Consider the following 17,146-nt stretch of genomic DNA (forward strand, 5'->3'; position numbering starts at 1 on the left):
CTGCGCGATATACTAGCAAACTGCTCATATATCGCGCAGGAGAACTGAAAAACGCTGGAAAACGAAATACGCGAGAAACGTCCCTTGCAAAGTGGCAAGCATGTGATTTTGCCAACCAAGCAGCAGATGATGCCGTTCAAATTCATGGGGCAAATGGCTATTCGGACGAATATCCAGTAGAACGTTATTTACGTAATTCGAAAGCGCCTGTTATTTATGAAGGAACGCGTGAAATCCATACTGTGATGCAAGCTGAATATGTATTAGGATACCGAGAAGACAAACAATTAAACAAAATGCTACCTGCTTGGGAACAAGAATTGGTTAATTCTTAAATGAGTTACATTCACATTTTACAGTGTTGACATAACGTGACAATTAGAAAGTAATCGGCCATATAGTAAATGGCTGGTTACTTTTTTTGCTATAATATTCCTAAGATTATAATATTACGGAGTTGAGATCATGATTGATGTAAGAAAACTGCAATTAGATAAAACAAAACGTGCGATAGTTATTTCAGATATACACGCAAATTTAAAGCTATTTAAACGTCTGTTAGAAAAAGTAGATTATAAAGAGAATGATTATTTATTCATTAATGGTGACCTTTGTGAAAAAGGACCAAATAGTGTAAAAGTAATGCAATTTGTAAGAGTATTGTCTGAACGAACTGCTAATGTATATGTAACAAAAGGCAACTGTGATGTAGTTCATCGCTATGTCTTTCATGGAAGTGAGGGGATCATTGCTTATATGAATAGACAAAAGCATTCTATTCTGAACGAAATGCTAGCAAGACATCGTAAAACATTAGATGATTTTATAAATTTAGAAGAGCTCAGCTGTTATTATCGCCAAAATTTTCAAGAGGAAATAGACTGGTTAGAATCATTACCAATTGCATATGAAACAGATGAATTTATTGTCATTCATGCAGGTCTTGATAACAAGGAAAGTTGGAGAGAAACTTCAGAAGAGACAGCTTTGTATACGCAAGAATTTTATAACCAACGCCATCAAGCGGAAAAAACAGTTATTGTTGGTCACTGGCCAGTAGTTAATTACCGTGCAAATCAAGTTAGTTCCCATAATCCGATCATTGACCTCGATAAAAAAATCATCGCATTAGATGGGGGAAATCAGATTAAGAAAGATGGTCAGCTAAATGCGCTTATTATCCAAAATGGAACGTTTACACATACATATGTTGATGCATTAACAAACGAAATCATAGTGCAAAAAGAATATAACGATTCTACGAATAGAGTAGGAACGGTGACATATCCCAATTATTACTTACAAATAATACGACAAGAGACATATTTCACTTTATGTGAAAATACGAATCTGGGGATGAAACAATGGATTAAAAATGAATATATAAAATGGGAGAATGAAGTGACACTTTCTAAGACAGACGTGAGTACAACTTTTCTGTCTGTTAAACAAGGAGAGAAAGTATGGATCGTTGATAATGAATGTGACGGTTATATGCTTGTGAAAAAAGAAAATGGAGAGGTTGGTTGGTTACCGAGAGATTGCTTTTAAATTTAGAGCGACAAAGGGGGGAGTAATATGTTAACAGAAGTAGTCGACGGTATACATAAACTGGTGATTAAATTTCCTACTGGTATGGGAGAGGTGAACTGCTATTTAATAGAAGGAAAAAATGGCTACACCGTAATTGATACAGGAACTGATTCAAAAGAGGCGAAAGATGGATGGAGGGAAGTATTATCATCGGGGATTCTCATAGAGAAAGTCGTTCTGACACATACCCACCAGGACCATATTGGTCTTGGGAAATGGTTTCAACAGGAGGTAGGGGTACCAGTTATCGTTTCCTATTTAGGCTATGAAGAAATGAAAAAAAATCGAGTTTCCTTTAGTAGGGATCGATTAAACAAACTAATTATTAAACATGGAGGACTTGCTCTTCCTAATAAAATAGAAGAAGATCATTCTATTTATGATTTCGAACCGGATGGTTTTTTCAAAAATCATCAGCATATCCAATTAGGAGAAGAATTATATAAAGCTATTTGGACACCAGGTCACGCACCTGACCATTTCTGCTTTTATAATGAAAATAAAAAAATTATGATAATCGGAGATCATGTATTAGACCGAATTAGTCCAGTAATCGGTCTATGGTCGGGAGAAGAAGGAAATCTATTGCAAGATTATTTATTATCATTGAAGGAGGTGGAAAAATATCCAGCCGATATTATTTTGCCTGGCCATGGTGACTTGATATATGATCTTCCAACAAAAATACACGAACTGAATGCTAAACATGAACATAGATTACAACAAGTTTTACAGTCCTTAACAGTTGAAGGCAAAACGGCGAATCAAATCTGTAACGAAGTTTATGGAACTGTAAATATCATCCTCAGTTTAAGTTCTTTTATGGCTACACTTACTCGGTTATTGTATTTGGAATCGATTGGAAAAGTGGAACGTATGGAATTGGATGGGATAGTAAGCTTCAAGAGGAAAGTGGTTTAGATTTTTGAGATATACGTTATAAACTAAGCTAAGCAGGAAAGATGAATGTGATTGAACAGTAAAAGATCTTAATTAAATGATTACCTAAGTTCTATTATCAGAAAAATTAATCTTCTATTGATTCTGAAATTATCGAATGATATATTCAGTATATATAGAATTTATAAGAGAGGTGATGTAATGGAAGTTTTAAATCTTACAAGCAGAAAGAGGGAAACATATAAAATCGGCTTAAAATATTCTGTTTTATGGGAATGTGCATTAGGAATTGCAGCGATTACAAATATGCCACTTATGAAAACGATGGAAAAACCAGTGGAATATTGGAAAGAAATAAAAGAATCTTTACCTGTGAAACTATTGGTTGAATTAGACTTTGTAGAAAACAAAAATACGTGGAAAGCCTTATTGCAGTTACTCCATCAACGAGATTTCACCGATCTTAAGGAGTTTACGCACTATATTCAAGGGCTTTCCATGTCACATTTCACCTTTATATGTTTGCCCTTTATCGGAAATAGTTATCAAGGATTGAGAAGAAATGCTTCATTAGGAGATCCGTTAGCTATGAAAGAAATGATGAAAATTACCAAGGATAATTCCTTTTTTCCAAGTTATATTGAATTCATTTGCCAGGCTAACGGGAAAAGGTTAAAAGAACATTTGATCCAAGTGATGACTGGGTGGTATGAGGCGGTTATCATGCAAGATGCGGAGCATTTGCATACTATTTTGCAAAATGATTATGAAATAAAGCAAAAGATGGCAGATAAAATGACTGCAGAAGAACTGGTCGAATGGACAACAGGTGGAATTACGTATTTGCCAGAACTCAATGTGTCCAATGTATTATTAATCCCACAATATATCTACCGTCCATGGAACATTGAATCGGATATAGAAGATACAAAAGTATTTTACTATCCTATTGCCAATGAAAGTATAACACCAAATGACCCGTACACCCCCGATAATTTTTTAATATTAAAACATAAAGCATTGGGAGATGAGGTTAGACTTCGCATTGTTAAGTTGCTTTATGAACAGGATCTTTCATTACAAAATCTCACAGAGCAATTAAACATAGGCAAATCCACCATACATCATCATCTAAAAATACTAAGAGCAGCAAAGCTAGTAGAAATGAACGATTCTAAGTATATGCTTAAAAGAAAATCGCTTAGTATGCTATCAAAAGAATTGGAATTTTATCTAAATCAATGAGTAAGAGGCGAAGCAATAGAACACTACGGAGAAATCGTCCTTTTATCTTCATCTGGATAGGTAACGTCATTTCCGAATTATGCGGTGCATTTGGAACTTTTAGTAATTCCATTCTAATTTATCAATTGACTAATTCGACGATGGCATTAGGTAGCATGTGGCTACTATATTTTATACCATCTCTTATTTTGCATTTATCTATTGGACCCTTTATCGATCGATGGAGTAGAAAATGGATCATGGTATTTTCACAGTGGACGCGGGGGATCATCTTCCTTATACCACTTGTTTCTTTAGCTAGTGGAAATCTTGAAGTGTGGCATATTTATACAGTCCAAATTATGGTGGGGCTAATCACGCCTATTTATACACCTGCTAACCAAGCAATCACCCCGACAATTGTCTCGAAAGAACAATTAACGGAAGCGAATGCTTATATAGATGGAACCGTTCGATTAATGACTTTTCTTGCTCCGATTTTAGGAGGGGTTGTCATTGAATATATAGGTGTAATACCTACTTTATTGTTTGTTTGCGGCACACTAATTACAAGCGGGACTCTTTTACTTTTTATTCATGAAAATAGAATTTCCATTAGTGTACGAAAATCTTGGATAGAACAATTTTCAGAAGGAATATCGTATTTCTTTAAGCAACGGCTTATTGTTTGGTTAGGAATCTTTTTAGCATTCGTTCAATTTGGAGTAGGCGTGACAATGGTTGCTACCTTACCTTATATAACAAAAGAATTATCAGGAAGCTACGCTGAATACGGCTATTTTATGGCCAGTTTTCCACTTGGCTATGTGATTGGGTCGATACTAGTAGGGAAAATAACATTTAAGAGTCGTAGAGTATTAATGTTGGGAGCATTGGTGATCGGTGGTCTAACATTTATCGCGCTAGGATTTAACCATAGCATTATTTTGGGGATAGTCACGGAGTTAATTGCTGGAGTTGCGATGGCTTTTTTCGGTGTCCATAACATTACGATATTTCAACAAACAGTTCCGAATGAATTGATGGGTAAAGTAGCTTCTGTCCGACTTTTCATTATAAGGGGGACAATGCCATTAGGTGTACTTGTTGGAGGGGTTTTGAGTGAACAATGGGGAATACGGCCACTTTATTTTTTAATCGGAACTATTATTTGTACCGTATCATTACTGGGGATATTTCTTCCTTATTTTAGGTTTATGGATGATTAAATCCTTTTCATAATTACTCGCTTTTAAGACAAGCTAACTAAAAGGAGTAAGATGATTAAATGGATAATAATTATGGATTAGGTTGTACGCATTATGAATAAACCCTTCACACCGCAGCTTGTATATTTTGAGCCAAATTCACTTGATTATCCGCTTGGTAGAGAATTGAAAGAAAAATTCGAGAAAATGGGAATTGAAACACGATTTACGACTTCACATAACCAAATTCGGGATTTACCGGGTGAGACGGACGCTCAAAAATATCGTATTGCCAAATCTACCTTAGTTGTAGGCATACGAAAAACATTGAAATTCGATACGTCCAAGCCTTCAGCTGAGTATGCAATCCCGCTCGCAACAGGTTGTATGGGGCATTGCCATTATTGTTATTTACAGACGACGATGGGCAGCAAACCATATATTCGAACTTACGTAAACGTAGAGGAGATTTTGGAAGCAGCCGATCGCTATATCGAAGAACGTGCTCCAGAGATTACTCGATTCGAAGCCGCCTGTACATCCGATATTGTGGGAATTGACCATTTAACGCATTCATTGAAAAGAGCAATTGAACATATTGGTCAAACAGAACTAGGTAGGCTACGTTTTGTAACGAAATTCCATTTTGTAGACCACTTGTTGGATGCCAAGCATAATGGCAAGACACGATTCCGATTCAGTGTAAATGCTGATTATGTTATTAAAAACTTTGAACCCGGCACTTCTCCTCTCGATAAAAGAATTGAGGCTGCTGGTAAAGTGGCAAGAGCTGGCTACCCGCTTGGATTTATCATTGCTCCGATTTACCTTCATGATGGCTGGGAGGAAGGCTACCGGCACTTGTTTGAACGGCTAGACGAGGAATTGCCGCAAGATGCTAGAGAGGATATTACATTTGAATTTATTCAACATCGGTTTACGAAGCCCGCAAAAAAAGTGATTGAAAAGAATTATCCAAAGACAAAATTGGAGTTAGATGAAGAAAAAAGACGCTACAAATGGGGCAAGTATGGAATCGGTAAGTATATTTACCAAAAGGACGAAGAGGAAGAAATAAAATCTCATCTATACGGCTATATGGAAAAGTACTTTCCTAATGCCAAATTAGAATATTTTACTTGAGCAATAAAAAAACGTATGGTCCTGGGAAACCGGGGCTTTTTTTGTGTGTTACAAAGCATTTTAGCTTAATTAAAATTCAATTAAGCATTCAGATTTCTCTTATAATTAGAAATTTCATTAAATATTTTGTGCAAAAGGGTTGCAAAATAATTGAAAAAGGCATATTATAAAAACAAATAGTAATTCATTAATTACAAATTACTAAAAAGGATGATTTATTTTCATGACAAACTATAAGACAGAAGAAGAATTTCTAAAGAAATATGATTCTTCTAAATACCGCACACCAGATGGATACACAGCGGATATCGCCATTTTTACGATTGTATCTGAAAAAGTATTAGAGAAGGCTCCGCCTAAAATGACACTGAAAATTATGTTGATCAAACGAGCTGAAAATGATAGCGAAAATAACCCAAATATCGAGGGAGGAAAATGGGCCCTTCCTGGTGGTTTCGTAGACGCTCCGAAAAGAGAAACGGCTTACATGGCGGCAAAGAGAGAATTAAAAGAAGAAACAAATGTAGACGGTTTGCATATTAAGCATTTTGGAGTTTATGACGAATTTGGTCGCGATCCTCGTGGATGGATGATTTCAAATGCCTTTTACGCAATAGTTCCTGATAATCATATAGGTCAGCGTCAAGCAAATGATGATGCTGCAGAGGTGGAATTGTTCAATATTGAAGAAGTATTCAAGTTGGATTTAGCTTTTGATCATCGCAAAATAATTACTGATGCCTTGAAGTCCATTAAAAAAGAAATGATTCAATCAACGATAGCTAAGAATTTTCTGCCAAATGAATTCACTTTATCTGAATTACAAAGGGTACTTCTGACGGTGGGAGAGGATCCGCGTATCTCGAATGATTCTGTATTTTTTACCAAAGCACCAAAGCTTCCCTTTATCGAAAAGGTTGTAGATGATGAAGGAAAGCCGAAAAAAACTAATAGAAATTCATATAGACCATCTCAGTTATATACATTTAATGATAATGAGATTATTGAGTCTATTTACCATTAGGAAAGTTACTTTCTTTCCTAATCATTTTTACAAAAAAGTAAATTGTAATTCGCCAATTACTAATTAAAAACTAAACATAAGGAGAAGATATTATGCAAAAACGTGCATTGATTAACATTGATTATACGGAAGACTTTGTTGCGACAAACGGTTCTTTAACTTGTGGTGAACCAGGTCAAAGATTGGAAACAAAAATTAGCGAGCTGACAGAGGAATTTATTGCAAAGGGAGATTTTACGGTATTTGCTGTGGATGTCCATGAAATAGGGGACAAATATCATCCCGAAACGAAATTATTTCCCCCTCATAATATTAGAAATACAGAAGGTAGAAATTTATATGGTTCTTTAAAAAATGTATACGACACAAATGAAGGAAAAGAAAACGTCTACTTCATGGATAAAAAAAGATATTCAGCATTTGCAGGAACAGATTTAGAAATTAAATTACGGGAACGAGGAATTTCAGAAATTCACTTAGTTGGCGTTTGTACAGATATTTGTGTGCTTCATACAGCAGTAGACGCTTATAACAAAGGATTTCATATTATCATCCATAAAGATGCAGTAGCTTCCTTTAATCAAGCAGGACATGAATGGGCATTAGGGCATTTTCAATATTCACTTGGAGCAAAGATCGTTTAAAATTAAAGGAGGATAATAAAATGAAATACGCAGATGATAGTTTCATGTTACACACAGACCTTTATCAAATTAATATGGTGGAAACTTATTGGAAAGATGGTATTCACAATAAGAAAGCTGTATTTGAAATGTATTTCCGTAAACTTCCGTTTGGGAATGGCTATTCCCTGTTCGCAGGGTTGCAGCGTATAATTGAGTTTATTGAAAACTTCGGGTTTTCGGAGAGCGATATCGCCTATTTACGGGAGGAAGGGCAATATACTGAGCAGTATCTTGAATATTTGACTAATCTTCAATTCACAGGATCGATTCGTTCCATGAAAGAAGGAGAATTAGTATTTGCCAATGAACCTATCTTGCAAATAGAAGCACCATTAGCTGAGGCTCAATTGATTGAAACAGCCTTATTGAATATAGTGAACTTCCAGACATTGATCGCTACAAAAGCTTCCCGGATTAAACAAGTAATTGGTGAAGGGGTAGCAATGGAGTTCGGTACTAGACGCGCACAAGAATTAGATGCGGCAATTTGGGGTACTCGGGCTGCCTATATCGGAGGGTTTTCTGCTACAAGTAATGTGCGAGCAGGAAAATTATTTGGTATACCTGTAGCTGGTACACATGCACATGCAATGGTGCAAGCTTATCAAGATGAATATGTAGCTTTCACCAAATATGCAGAAGCACATAAGGATTGCGTTTTCTTAGTAGACACATATGATACGCTGCGTTCTGGTGTACCTAATGCTATTCGGGTAGCCAAGGAATTTGGCAATAAGATTAATTTTATAGGGATTCGTTTAGATAGTGGGGATATGGCTTACCTTTCAAAAGAAGCAAGGAAAATGTTAGATGAAGCTGGTTTTACAGAAGCGAAAATTTCCGCTTCTAATGATTTAGATGAATACACGATTATGAACTTAAAAGCACAGGGAGCTCGAATAGATACTTGGGGTGTTGGAACAAAATTGATTACTGCCTATGATCAACCCGCTCTTGGCGCTGTATATAAATTAGTTGCCATTGAAAATGAAGCCGGAGAAATGGTAGATACCATTAAGATCTCTGCTAATCCAGAAAAGGTAACAACACCAGGACGGAAACGCATTTATCGTATTATTAATAATGTCAACGGTCATGCTGAAGGAGACTATATTGCTTTAGCGCATGAAAAACCACAAGCAGAAGAGCGTTTGAAAATGTTTCATCCGGTACACACCTACATTAGTAAATTCGTGACTGATTTTACTGCAAAGGAATTGCATTTAGATGTAATAGTGAACGGTTCTGTTGAATATGAATTACCTACAATTCAAGAAATACAGCGCTATTCAAACGACAATTTAAATTTATTATGGAATGAATATAAACGTACGATGAATCCAGAAGAGTACCCAGTCGATTTGAGTCAAGCTTGTTGGGATAACAAGATGGAGCGAATCCGTGAAATTCAAGAAAAAGTGCGAAGATAATGTTGGGATTATATTGTAAAAGTTGAACAAGGGATTTGGAGGAAACAATTAATGGCTAAGATTGGTATTTATGGGTCTTCATTTGACCCAATTACAAACGTACATTTATGGACAGCAAGCACTGTTGCACATCGCTGTAAATTGGATCAGGTGATTTTCTTGCCTTGCTCGAGTAAACGAAAAGACAAAAGAATGAAAACGGAAGATGAGCATCGTTGGAATATGCTTCAACTAGCAATTGAAGATGACAGTCGTTTTATTGCAGATGATCATGAAATGAAGCAAGATGCATGGAATATATATACGTATGACACAATGGTACATTTTAAGAAGAAGTATCCAAATGATGAAGTGTACTTCATTATGGGAGCAGATTTGTTAGTCGATATAGCAAAAGGTGAATGGGTTAAAGGGAGAGAGTTAGTTTCTGAAAACAAATTCATTGTGATGGCAAGAGAGGGAGTAGATATGCTATCAACAATTAGTCGCTCAGCAATACTTAGGAACAATGATGATGGTTCAACCTTCCATTTAGTTGATAAAGGGTTGGCAATGGAGATTAGCTCAACGTATATTCGAGAAGAATTTGCTATGGGCGGAGAACCGAAATATTTATTACCTTCTTCATGCTATAACTATATAAAAAAACATGGACTATATAGTAGATGATATGTTGCAGCGAAAAGTAACATAGCCCTCATTAACCACTGTCTAAAATAAATAATTAGACTTTTTGAAAAAAACAGTTGATTGGTTAAATGGTATTTGCTATTATCAGTAACAATAACTTATTAGCGATGACGAGACGATTAGATAAGATGCAGCATTACAGAGACCCTTGGTTGGTGAAAAGAGGGATGGGAATTCTTATTGAAAAAAAACTCCGAGCTTCGTATGGAACTAAGCGGGTCTTAGGGATGCTACGACGGTTTCCTCCGTTACAGGGATAAGGTATCGCAAATGGCCGTACCTGATAAGGCTTGTTGAGTGATCAATAAGCAAACTGAGGTGGTACCGCGAATTCAAACTCTCGCCCTCAAGATGAAAATCTTGGGAGGTGGGAGTTTTTTTATTTTATTTAAAATGTGTGGAAGGAAAAATAGAAAAAAAGAGGTGGAGTATATGCACTGGGCATATGAAATAGCGAAAAGATTAATTGAAAAACATCCAACAAAAGAGGTTTTTACTTGTGCATCAGGGATTAGCCCTTCTGGTTCTGTCCATATCGGGAACTTCCGGGAGATCGTAACAACTTTTTTTGTAGTGAAGGCTTTAGAAAGCTTAGGTAAAGAGACGAGGTTTATTTTTTCGTGGGATGACTTTGATCGATTAAGAAAAGTTCCCCAAAATGTACCAGCATCTTTTGAAAGATTTGTTGGTATGCCTTATTCGGATGTCCCAAACCCTTTTGGAGAAGGAAGTTATGCTCATTATTTTGAAAAAGAGTTTGAACAATCCTTACAAGCTTTTGGTATCCAACCTGAGTTTATATACCAAAGTGTGGAGTATCAAAGTGGACGATATTCGGACTACATTAGGATTGCATTGAAAAAAAGGAAAGAGATATACGAGATACTCATGCGTTTTAAGTCCAGCCCTTTTTCTTCCGAACAAAGTGAAGCATTTTTCCCCATCACCTTATATTGTGACAGCTGTAACAAGGATACGACCGCTATAAGTGCTTTTAACGAAGAACTCGGACAATTTGAATACACCTGTACTTGTGGAAATGAAGGAGTGCAATCACTAGGGGGAAAAAACAGGATAAAACTAAATTGGAAAGTCGATTGGGCAATGCGCTGGATGATGGAAGATGTAGTATTTGAACCAGGGGGACGAGATCATTCATCTGCAACTGGTAGTTATAATGTCTCTAAAGCGATTGCGAAAGAAATATTTGATTATGAGGCGCCTGACTATATTGCTTATGAATTTCTAGGGCTAAAAGGAACAAATGAAAAAATGTCTAGCTCATCAGGAAACGTACTTACACCAAATGATCTTCTATTAGTCTACACACCGGAAATTATTCTATTTATGTTTGCCAAATACAAACCAAATGCTTCCTTTCATATTGGACTAGATGATGATGTATTGCGCAATTACTCAGAGTTCGAACGATATCAATCGGCATATGCAAAGGGATTGATAAAAGAGGACGATATTCGACTTACATTAGAGTTGGCTTGTGGCGGTAGTATAATTAGGCACCCGAGTTTTAGCCAAGTTGCAAGCATTTTCTCGCTTATAGGTTTTAACTATGAATTATTACAAACTTCCTTAAGTCGAACAGGGCAAGAATTTACAATGGAAGAGATCAATCCGATTAGTGACAGGGTGGCTCATTGGATAATATATTGGAATCCCCATCGATTGGTAAGTATAAACCAGGTAAATAATGTCCTGTACTATAATAGTTTGACTACTGAGCAACGAAGAAAATTAAACGAACTAACAGAGTTGCTAAGAAATGAAACTTCCTTATCAGGAGATTCTTTTATGAACCAAATATATGCTATTTGTGAAGAAGACGATAAAAAAAGAATGCGTGAAAGCCAGAAAGACTTATTTCAAAATGTCTATCAATTAGTTATAGGTCAAAGTAGTGGCCCCAGATTACCTTTACTCATAAGTGCGGTTGGTAGAGAGAAAATGGTTAAACTACTTACATTTTCTTGAGTGGATTTTCCTGTATCTAATAGATTAAAACAATCGGTAATGGTCGATTTCTCTCGGTTGTTTATGGTGACTAAGACCTACATTAAGCGCTACCTAAATAACCACTATTTTCCTTGAGTGGTGGTAGAAGAGTTACAAACCAAATTCTTCTATTTAATTCCTTTGCATTGTTTTTATGAAAATTGCAACTTCTCTCTTTACCTTCCATTGTAAAAGTGGAATATTATAACTATTGATAGCTTACTAGAGGAGGAGAAGCATGTTCACGTACGGGGGATTATTGTATAATGAAGAAAATGGGTATCGTTCAAAAGTGATTGTTTCTAAAAGTTTGGTGAGGTATTGCTTATGAAAGTGTTAGATGTAGATCTATTTGAAGATGGTTTACAACGCAACATAGCCATGCTTGACAGGTTAAGAAGCGAAGTAGATTCCATCTATCAGTCGGTATTAGGGCTAGTTGATATGGAAGAACAATTGAAAGGAGCAGGAGGAAATACCATTCGCTCCTTTTATCGGGAATGTCATTTGCCATTTCTCCAATTTTTCCGCATGTTTTCCGATCACTTTCAACAAGTTCTCAAGCAGATGGAAGCAGCTCTTCACTCGTTCGAGCCAGATTCCGCAGGCTACGTACTGGAACAATTTCTAGAAGGCGAACTGGAAGACAGACTTACGCTAATTGGTCAACTGACCGAAAGCTTGACGGATGAGACCAATAGTATCATGGACCAGGTCAGTGATATTGTTGGTTTACCCCATTTGGATGATAGTGCGGTACAAATGGGAGTCATCGATTCTAAGAAAAAACGGGATGACACGATCGTTGGACTTTACGAATTTGATGCCTCCCAGACGACCGCGCTAAACTCCATTGAACAGGGCTTGCAGGCGATGGACACATGGCTAGCTGACTTGGAAGGCCTGTTTAAAGCTGGAGTTAAGGATATAACCTTTGAGCAAAGTCAATGGGAAGTTCTTACCTTAAGAAGTGACATTCGAACAGAACTATTCCCAAAAGTATACTTAGATCCTAGTAACTTGTGGGTGGAGAAACAGGAAAAGTTGATCGGCACCATGCTTACCGCAGCGACTTTCCAAGGTCTTGAAGGAAAAAAAGTGGCCACTGTCGAAAAGAACGTAGAGGAAAATGTCAAATACCATCAGTATGAAAATGGGTTACTTGTTAAAGAGTATTTGGTAGGCGAAACAGTTTTCCATGAAGTTGTTTCCAAAGTAGAATATAAACAAGAGAGCGTTCAAGTTGAGAAACCAAAGGAAAATATAGGACTAGATATTTTCCAGACAGTATTAGATGTGGCTGGACTTATACCAGGAGTTGGAGAAATAGCCGATGGTGTAAATGGGATTATTTATACTGCTCGAGGAGATACGACGAATGCCGCACTCTCTTTTAGTGCGATGATTCCCTTTGCAGGCTGGGCGAGTACAGGTGGGAAATTCGTCAAAAAAGGCAGCGATTTATATGAAGCAAGAAATGTCGTCAGCACGGAGAAAATGGCATCCATCTATACGCCCATTTACCAAGATGTTGTGAATAGTCCATTAGGAAAAACGCAAAATCACCTGGATATAATGTCTAATGGTTACCAATATAGTACGCCGAATGTCCTTCCATTTAATATGCCACCAGTAAAAACGGAGATTCCTACGACGATTAAAAGTGGAGATGTCGATGTTAAGACTGATATAAAGAATGTGGATGTAGAGGCTAATGGTTCTGGTGTAGTTACACCTAAAAAGAAAACTGTACCGGATTGGCTTAAGGAGCGATGGGAAGCAGGTAATAATTTTAATAAGGAAAATCGTCCTCGTTACCCATATAATGAGGTAGAGTTGGAAGCAAAAGAAGTAGGTGGCAAAAAGTACGTAGTTGACTCATATGCTCCCAATAAGGAAATAGTATCCAGAAAATTCACGCAACTTAGCGAGGTGCAAGAAAAGACGGCTAAGAGTTATTTAAATGAAATTACAAAAAAATATCCTTCAGACTCAAAAATATCAAATGGCACTTTTAATCCAAACGCTCTCAGGGGAGGGCGACTTAAAGGGGAATTATTATTAGAAGTACCAGTTCAAAATAAACCAATTCCGCAAACAATTCTTGATGAAGCAACAAAAAACAGAATTATTATTAGAGATATTAATGGGAAGGTGTATAATTGACTATGAAAGTTTATTATTGTGACGAGTGGTCAGATCTCAGAAAAAAGCCTTGGAACATTCTTGATGACCGTACTGCATACACATGCCATCAAAAACATGAACCATATACTGCAGTATTAACTGAGAATGAAAAACCTAAATATATTGTAAATGTAACAAACGAATGGGTATCGGTAAGTTTTTATGATGATTACATTCGGAAGTATCTAAATTATGACTTTGAAATTATAAATGACGGTAAGATTTTTTTAAGAACGGCAATCTATTGGGAATATGATGATGAAACTGATCGGGAAGTAAGTAGCATGATTTTAGGCTTCAGAGAAGATGGCTATATAGCAATGGAAAAGAGAGACTTTAAGACCGGTACAGTCGAGGAACGCGAGATTAGTGATACTCTTGAAAAAAACTGGGACGTATTTCCTGATTTTGGTCAGTACATTCATTTGTGCAAAGAGGATAGGTAATCTGTCTAGAGCGCTCTTCTGTGCCGAAGCTAGCTATACCAAAGGTTATCATATATCAGCAACAAAGAATCCAAATGACTAAAGATAATTTAAATATTGAGTTAAACATATAAAATTAACACGTTTGAAAATAGAGACTCCACGAAGGTAATACCCTCATGGAGTCTCTATTTTAATGCGATGATTACAAAAATGTTCGAAAATTAGGCGAGACGATATTCCACATGGAATTATACCACATATTGGTTCTGCATCTAATCTAAGAGGAGAATATTAAAAAATGGAGCAATTAAAGAAGAACGATAGACTAAAGATTTTTGATAAAACCTTGATTTGCAAATTGCCTTTCAAGGTTTTTTTATTAGGTGATACATGTTATATGAATAAAGATTATGATGATTCAAAAGATTTTTTATTTAATGCGATTAATTGTCCTGCTGGAATAGAAAATCCTTTTATTATGTTACGTCTCGGTGAGACCTTGTATGAATTAGGAGATGTTAATAAAGCGAAAGAATATTTACTGAGAGCATATATTCTGGAAGGCTACTCGTTTTTTGAAAATGAATAGGATAAATATTTTGATGTGATCAAAAGTGAAATTTATGAGGTGATTAAAAATGAGTTATGTAACAGGTGAAAAAGGTGCTCACATAAAAGAATTGTTGGATAAGAGTAATGAAGAATTTGATAAAGGAAATATAGAGGAGTCTGTCGTTTTATTAGAACAAGCATGGAAAGAACTACCAGATAATAAAGTGATTTTTGATGAGAGCTTTTTAATCATATGGGGTATTTTAGATATATCTATTATATTAAACGATACCGAACGGATGAAAAAATGGGTTGATAATATATTTGTCGCAGATCCCGCAAGAGGAGATACAGGTGAAAGAGAACTATGGGCTGGAAAGGTGGCTTATGAGTTATGTGATTTAGGTAAAGCAAAAGAGTATCTTGATACTGCAAATAAGAAATCAAGAGGCAGGTGCTTTAGTGAAGATGACGAAAAGTACTTGAAATTTTTAAAAGATAAACAATAAAGTAGAACATTAAACGAACTGAACTTAAAGCACTTGTCTACTATTAGTGAATAGTGCTTTTTTGCATTATTAGATACATAGATCTAATAATTATGATTAATTATAGCTAATAAATTTAGAAGCGAAGTAGATTCCATCTATCAGTCAGTATTAGGGTTAGTTGATATGGAAGAACAATTTCTAGAAGGCGAACTGGAAGACGGACTTACGCTAATTGGTCAATGGAAAACCCTGTCGATATCAGCGTAATTTAACTTGATACAACAGGGTTTCTTATAAGCTTATCTAATATTCATATTTAACTTAAGCCATACATTCATTTTCCCTAAATGCTTCTGCTATGCTTTTGAAGATATTTTTCAATATCATTATAAAGCCCGCTTTGGTTAGAATATTTTACATAATTTTTTGCCGTACGTAACCAATCTAAAGTGGATGCTTGCTGATTGCTAAGTGCATGCATTAGATCATTTGTGTTTAGTGGTCGTTCATTTCCCGTGGTCAGAATTTCCTCTAAAACATTTTCTGAAGCCATTTCCACTATATTTTCTATATCTGCACCTGAGTAAAACTCGGTTTTTTTAGCAAGTGCTGCCACGTCTATTTCTTCCGCATATCGACCCATTAATTTTAATTGAAAGATTTGCTTTCTTGCTTTCTCATCCGGAGGAGCAACAAATATCAATCGGTCAAATCTGCCCGGACGCTTTAATGCATTGTCTATATCCCACGGAGTATTTGTAGCAGCCATGACAAGCACTTCATCTGTACTCGTATCAATTCCTTCCATTTCGGAAAGAAAGGTATCAATTACTCCTCTAAGATGTGAGGAAGACTTGGAACGACTGTATCCTATGGTATCAACCTCATCGAAGAACATAATACTAGGCTTTTGAAAGCGGGCCTTATCAAAGATATCTTTAAGATTTTGCTCACTTACGCCAATATATGGATCTAAAATATCTGTGATATGGACTGGATAGAAATTTGCCTTACATTCGCCAGCAGTCGCTCGAGCAATAAACGTTTTTCCACATCCAGGAGGACCATACAGAAGTACTCCTCCACCTGATTTTTTCTTAAATTTAGCGAATAATCCTTTGTTAAAAAAAGGACTTATAATCCGAAGAGTAATCGTCTTTTTTAACTCTTCTAAGCCGGCAACATCTTCAAAGGTTATCGTATTAGAAACACTTTTAACCTCTTTATTGGAACCATTTCCTTCAATAACTTTCAGCTTTGGCTTTAATTGCTGTAGGTTTGTTTGTTGATCTACAAGCATGTTTGGTTCAGAATATCCTTCTTCCAACAATTCCTCGGATGATGGCACGGTTTCTTTTATCTTTTGCTGTTGAAGTCTTGAACTTACAGCTGTAAGTTCTTGAATTATTTCTATGCGAAGCTCCTCATCCTGACAGCAAGCTATACCAGTTGAGAAAGATTGAACCGCTTCTAGTAAACTTCCATTTTCAGCTAGTTCTTTTCCAAGCCAATAGTGAGCTTGGGCATCTTGAGGACTTTGTTCTACCATTTGTTGTAGCCATTTCACTTTATCCATTTTA

The 17,146-nt window shown here is 36.2% G+C and carries 16 protein-coding genes and 1 other annotated feature; of the genes, 15 read left to right on the forward strand and 1 reads right to left on the reverse strand.

Annotated features, from left to right (window positions below; all coding sequences use genetic code 11):
• The 15 genes from FG382_RS00005 to FG382_RS00075 form a co-directional block, all read left to right on the forward strand.
• Positions 1–335, forward strand: a 335-nt coding sequence (locus tag FG382_RS00005; protein WP_280525876.1) for an acyl-CoA dehydrogenase family protein, incomplete at its 5' end; no start/stop codon positions are given.
• 130 nt (positions 336–465) lie between these two features.
• On the forward strand, positions 466–1,551 hold the full coding sequence (locus FG382_RS00010) for a metallophosphoesterase (protein ID WP_142536842.1): 1,086 nt from the start codon (positions 466–468) through the stop codon (positions 1,549–1,551).
• Positions 1,552–1,578: 27 nt separating this feature from the next.
• Positions 1,579–2,514 carry an MBL fold metallo-hydrolase gene (locus tag FG382_RS00015; RefSeq protein ID WP_142536843.1) on the forward strand — a complete coding sequence of 312 codons (936 nt, stop codon included), beginning with the start codon at positions 1,579–1,581 and terminating at the stop codon, positions 2,512–2,514.
• A 180-nt stretch (positions 2,515–2,694) separates the two neighbouring features.
• Complete coding sequence (locus FG382_RS00020; RefSeq protein WP_142536844.1) at positions 2,695–3,738, forward strand: ArsR/SmtB family transcription factor; 1,044 nt, start codon at positions 2,695–2,697, stop codon at positions 3,736–3,738.
• Complete coding sequence (locus tag FG382_RS00025) at positions 3,735–4,946, forward strand: MFS transporter (protein WP_142536845.1); 1,212 nt, start codon at positions 3,735–3,737, stop codon at positions 4,944–4,946. The genes FG382_RS00020 and FG382_RS00025 overlap by 4 nt, the downstream gene beginning before the upstream one ends.
• Positions 4,947–5,039: 93 nt before the next feature.
• A complete protein-coding gene (splB, locus tag FG382_RS00030; RefSeq protein WP_142536846.1) occupies positions 5,040–6,068 on the forward strand; it encodes a spore photoproduct lyase in 1,029 nt (342 codons plus the stop codon).
• Positions 6,069–6,291: 223 nt separating this feature from the next.
• Positions 6,292–7,092 carry an NUDIX domain-containing protein gene (locus tag FG382_RS00035; RefSeq protein WP_142536847.1) on the forward strand — a complete coding sequence of 267 codons (801 nt, stop codon included), beginning with the start codon at positions 6,292–6,294 and terminating at the stop codon, positions 7,090–7,092.
• Positions 7,093–7,184: 92 nt separating this feature from the next.
• Positions 7,185–7,736: a cysteine hydrolase family protein gene (locus FG382_RS00040; RefSeq protein WP_142536848.1), complete on the forward strand. Its 552-nt coding sequence runs from the start codon at positions 7,185–7,187 to the stop codon at positions 7,734–7,736.
• A 20-nt stretch (positions 7,737–7,756) separates the two neighbouring features.
• The gene (locus tag FG382_RS00045; RefSeq protein ID WP_142536849.1) at positions 7,757–9,208 is read left to right on the forward strand and encodes a nicotinate phosphoribosyltransferase; all 1,452 of its coding nucleotides are present in this window, start codon (positions 7,757–7,759) and stop codon (positions 9,206–9,208) included.
• A gap of 51 nt (positions 9,209–9,259) precedes the next feature.
• Entirely contained in the window at positions 9,260–9,877 is a 618-nt protein-coding gene (gene nadD, locus FG382_RS00050) for a nicotinate (nicotinamide) nucleotide adenylyltransferase (RefSeq protein ID WP_142536850.1), read from the forward strand.
• 119 nt (positions 9,878–9,996) lie between these two features.
• Positions 9,997–10,249 (forward strand) — a binding site (T-box leader).
• An 81-nt stretch (positions 10,250–10,330) separates the two neighbouring features.
• Entirely contained in the window at positions 10,331–11,887 is a 1,557-nt protein-coding gene (lysS, locus tag FG382_RS00055) for a lysine--tRNA ligase (RefSeq protein WP_142536851.1), read from the forward strand.
• A gap of 348 nt (positions 11,888–12,235) precedes the next feature.
• A complete protein-coding gene (locus FG382_RS00060) occupies positions 12,236–14,074 on the forward strand; it encodes a ribonuclease YeeF family protein (RefSeq protein WP_142536852.1) in 1,839 nt (612 codons plus the stop codon).
• Between the two features lie 2 nt (positions 14,075–14,076).
• Positions 14,077–14,541 (forward strand): hypothetical protein, encoded by a 465-nt coding sequence (locus tag FG382_RS00065; RefSeq protein WP_142537370.1) that lies wholly within the window; start codon positions 14,077–14,079, stop codon positions 14,539–14,541.
• 280 nt (positions 14,542–14,821) lie between these two features.
• Positions 14,822–15,112, forward strand: coding sequence for a tetratricopeptide repeat protein (locus FG382_RS00070; RefSeq protein WP_229677339.1), 291 nt, complete (start codon positions 14,822–14,824; stop codon positions 15,110–15,112).
• Between the two features lie 49 nt (positions 15,113–15,161).
• A complete protein-coding gene (locus FG382_RS00075) occupies positions 15,162–15,584 on the forward strand; it encodes a hypothetical protein (protein ID WP_142536853.1) in 423 nt (140 codons plus the stop codon).
• Positions 15,585–15,909: 325 nt separating this feature from the next.
• Here FG382_RS00075 and FG382_RS00080 read toward each other — a convergent pair whose 3' ends face one another.
• The gene (locus FG382_RS00080; RefSeq protein ID WP_142536854.1) at positions 15,910–17,142 is read right to left on the reverse strand and encodes an ATP-binding protein; all 1,233 of its coding nucleotides are present in this window, start codon (positions 17,140–17,142) and stop codon (positions 15,910–15,912) included.
• Positions 17,143–17,146 lie beyond the last annotated feature (4 nt).

The organism is Psychrobacillus lasiicapitis (assembly GCF_006861795.1).
Taxonomy (GTDB): Bacteria; Bacillota; Bacilli; order Bacillales_A; family Planococcaceae; genus Psychrobacillus; species Psychrobacillus lasiicapitis.

What these genes read in the sequence shown, in the direction of transcription:
- FG382_RS00010 (WP_142536842.1), top strand. Translation starts at nt 466, where the DNA reads ATGATTGATGTAAGAAAACTGCAATTAGATAAAACAAAACGTGCGATA.
- FG382_RS00015 (WP_142536843.1), top strand. Translation starts at nt 1,579, where the DNA reads ATGTTAACAGAAGTAGTCGACGGTATACATAAACTGGTGATTAAATTT.
- FG382_RS00020 (WP_142536844.1), top strand. Translation starts at nt 2,695, where the DNA reads ATGGAAGTTTTAAATCTTACAAGCAGAAAGAGGGAAACATATAAAATC.
- FG382_RS00025 (WP_142536845.1), top strand. Translation starts at nt 3,735, where the DNA reads ATGAGTAAGAGGCGAAGCAATAGAACACTACGGAGAAATCGTCCTTTT.
- splB (WP_142536846.1), top strand. Translation starts at nt 5,040, where the DNA reads ATGAATAAACCCTTCACACCGCAGCTTGTATATTTTGAGCCAAATTCA.
- FG382_RS00035 (WP_142536847.1), top strand. Translation starts at nt 6,292, where the DNA reads ATGACAAACTATAAGACAGAAGAAGAATTTCTAAAGAAATATGATTCT.
- FG382_RS00040 (WP_142536848.1), top strand. Translation starts at nt 7,185, where the DNA reads ATGCAAAAACGTGCATTGATTAACATTGATTATACGGAAGACTTTGTT.
- FG382_RS00045 (WP_142536849.1), top strand. Translation starts at nt 7,757, where the DNA reads ATGAAATACGCAGATGATAGTTTCATGTTACACACAGACCTTTATCAA.
- nadD (WP_142536850.1), top strand. Translation starts at nt 9,260, where the DNA reads ATGGCTAAGATTGGTATTTATGGGTCTTCATTTGACCCAATTACAAAC.
- lysS (WP_142536851.1), top strand. Translation starts at nt 10,331, where the DNA reads ATGCACTGGGCATATGAAATAGCGAAAAGATTAATTGAAAAACATCCA.
- FG382_RS00060 (WP_142536852.1), top strand. Translation starts at nt 12,236, where the DNA reads ATGAAAGTGTTAGATGTAGATCTATTTGAAGATGGTTTACAACGCAAC.
- FG382_RS00065 (WP_142537370.1), top strand. Translation starts at nt 14,077, where the DNA reads ATGAAAGTTTATTATTGTGACGAGTGGTCAGATCTCAGAAAAAAGCCT.
- FG382_RS00070 (WP_229677339.1), top strand. Translation starts at nt 14,822, where the DNA reads ATGGAGCAATTAAAGAAGAACGATAGACTAAAGATTTTTGATAAAACC.
- FG382_RS00075 (WP_142536853.1), top strand. Translation starts at nt 15,162, where the DNA reads ATGAGTTATGTAACAGGTGAAAAAGGTGCTCACATAAAAGAATTGTTG.
- FG382_RS00080 (WP_142536854.1), bottom strand. Translation starts at nt 17,142, where the DNA reads ATGGATAAAGTGAAATGGCTACAACAAATGGTAGAACAAAGTCCTCAA.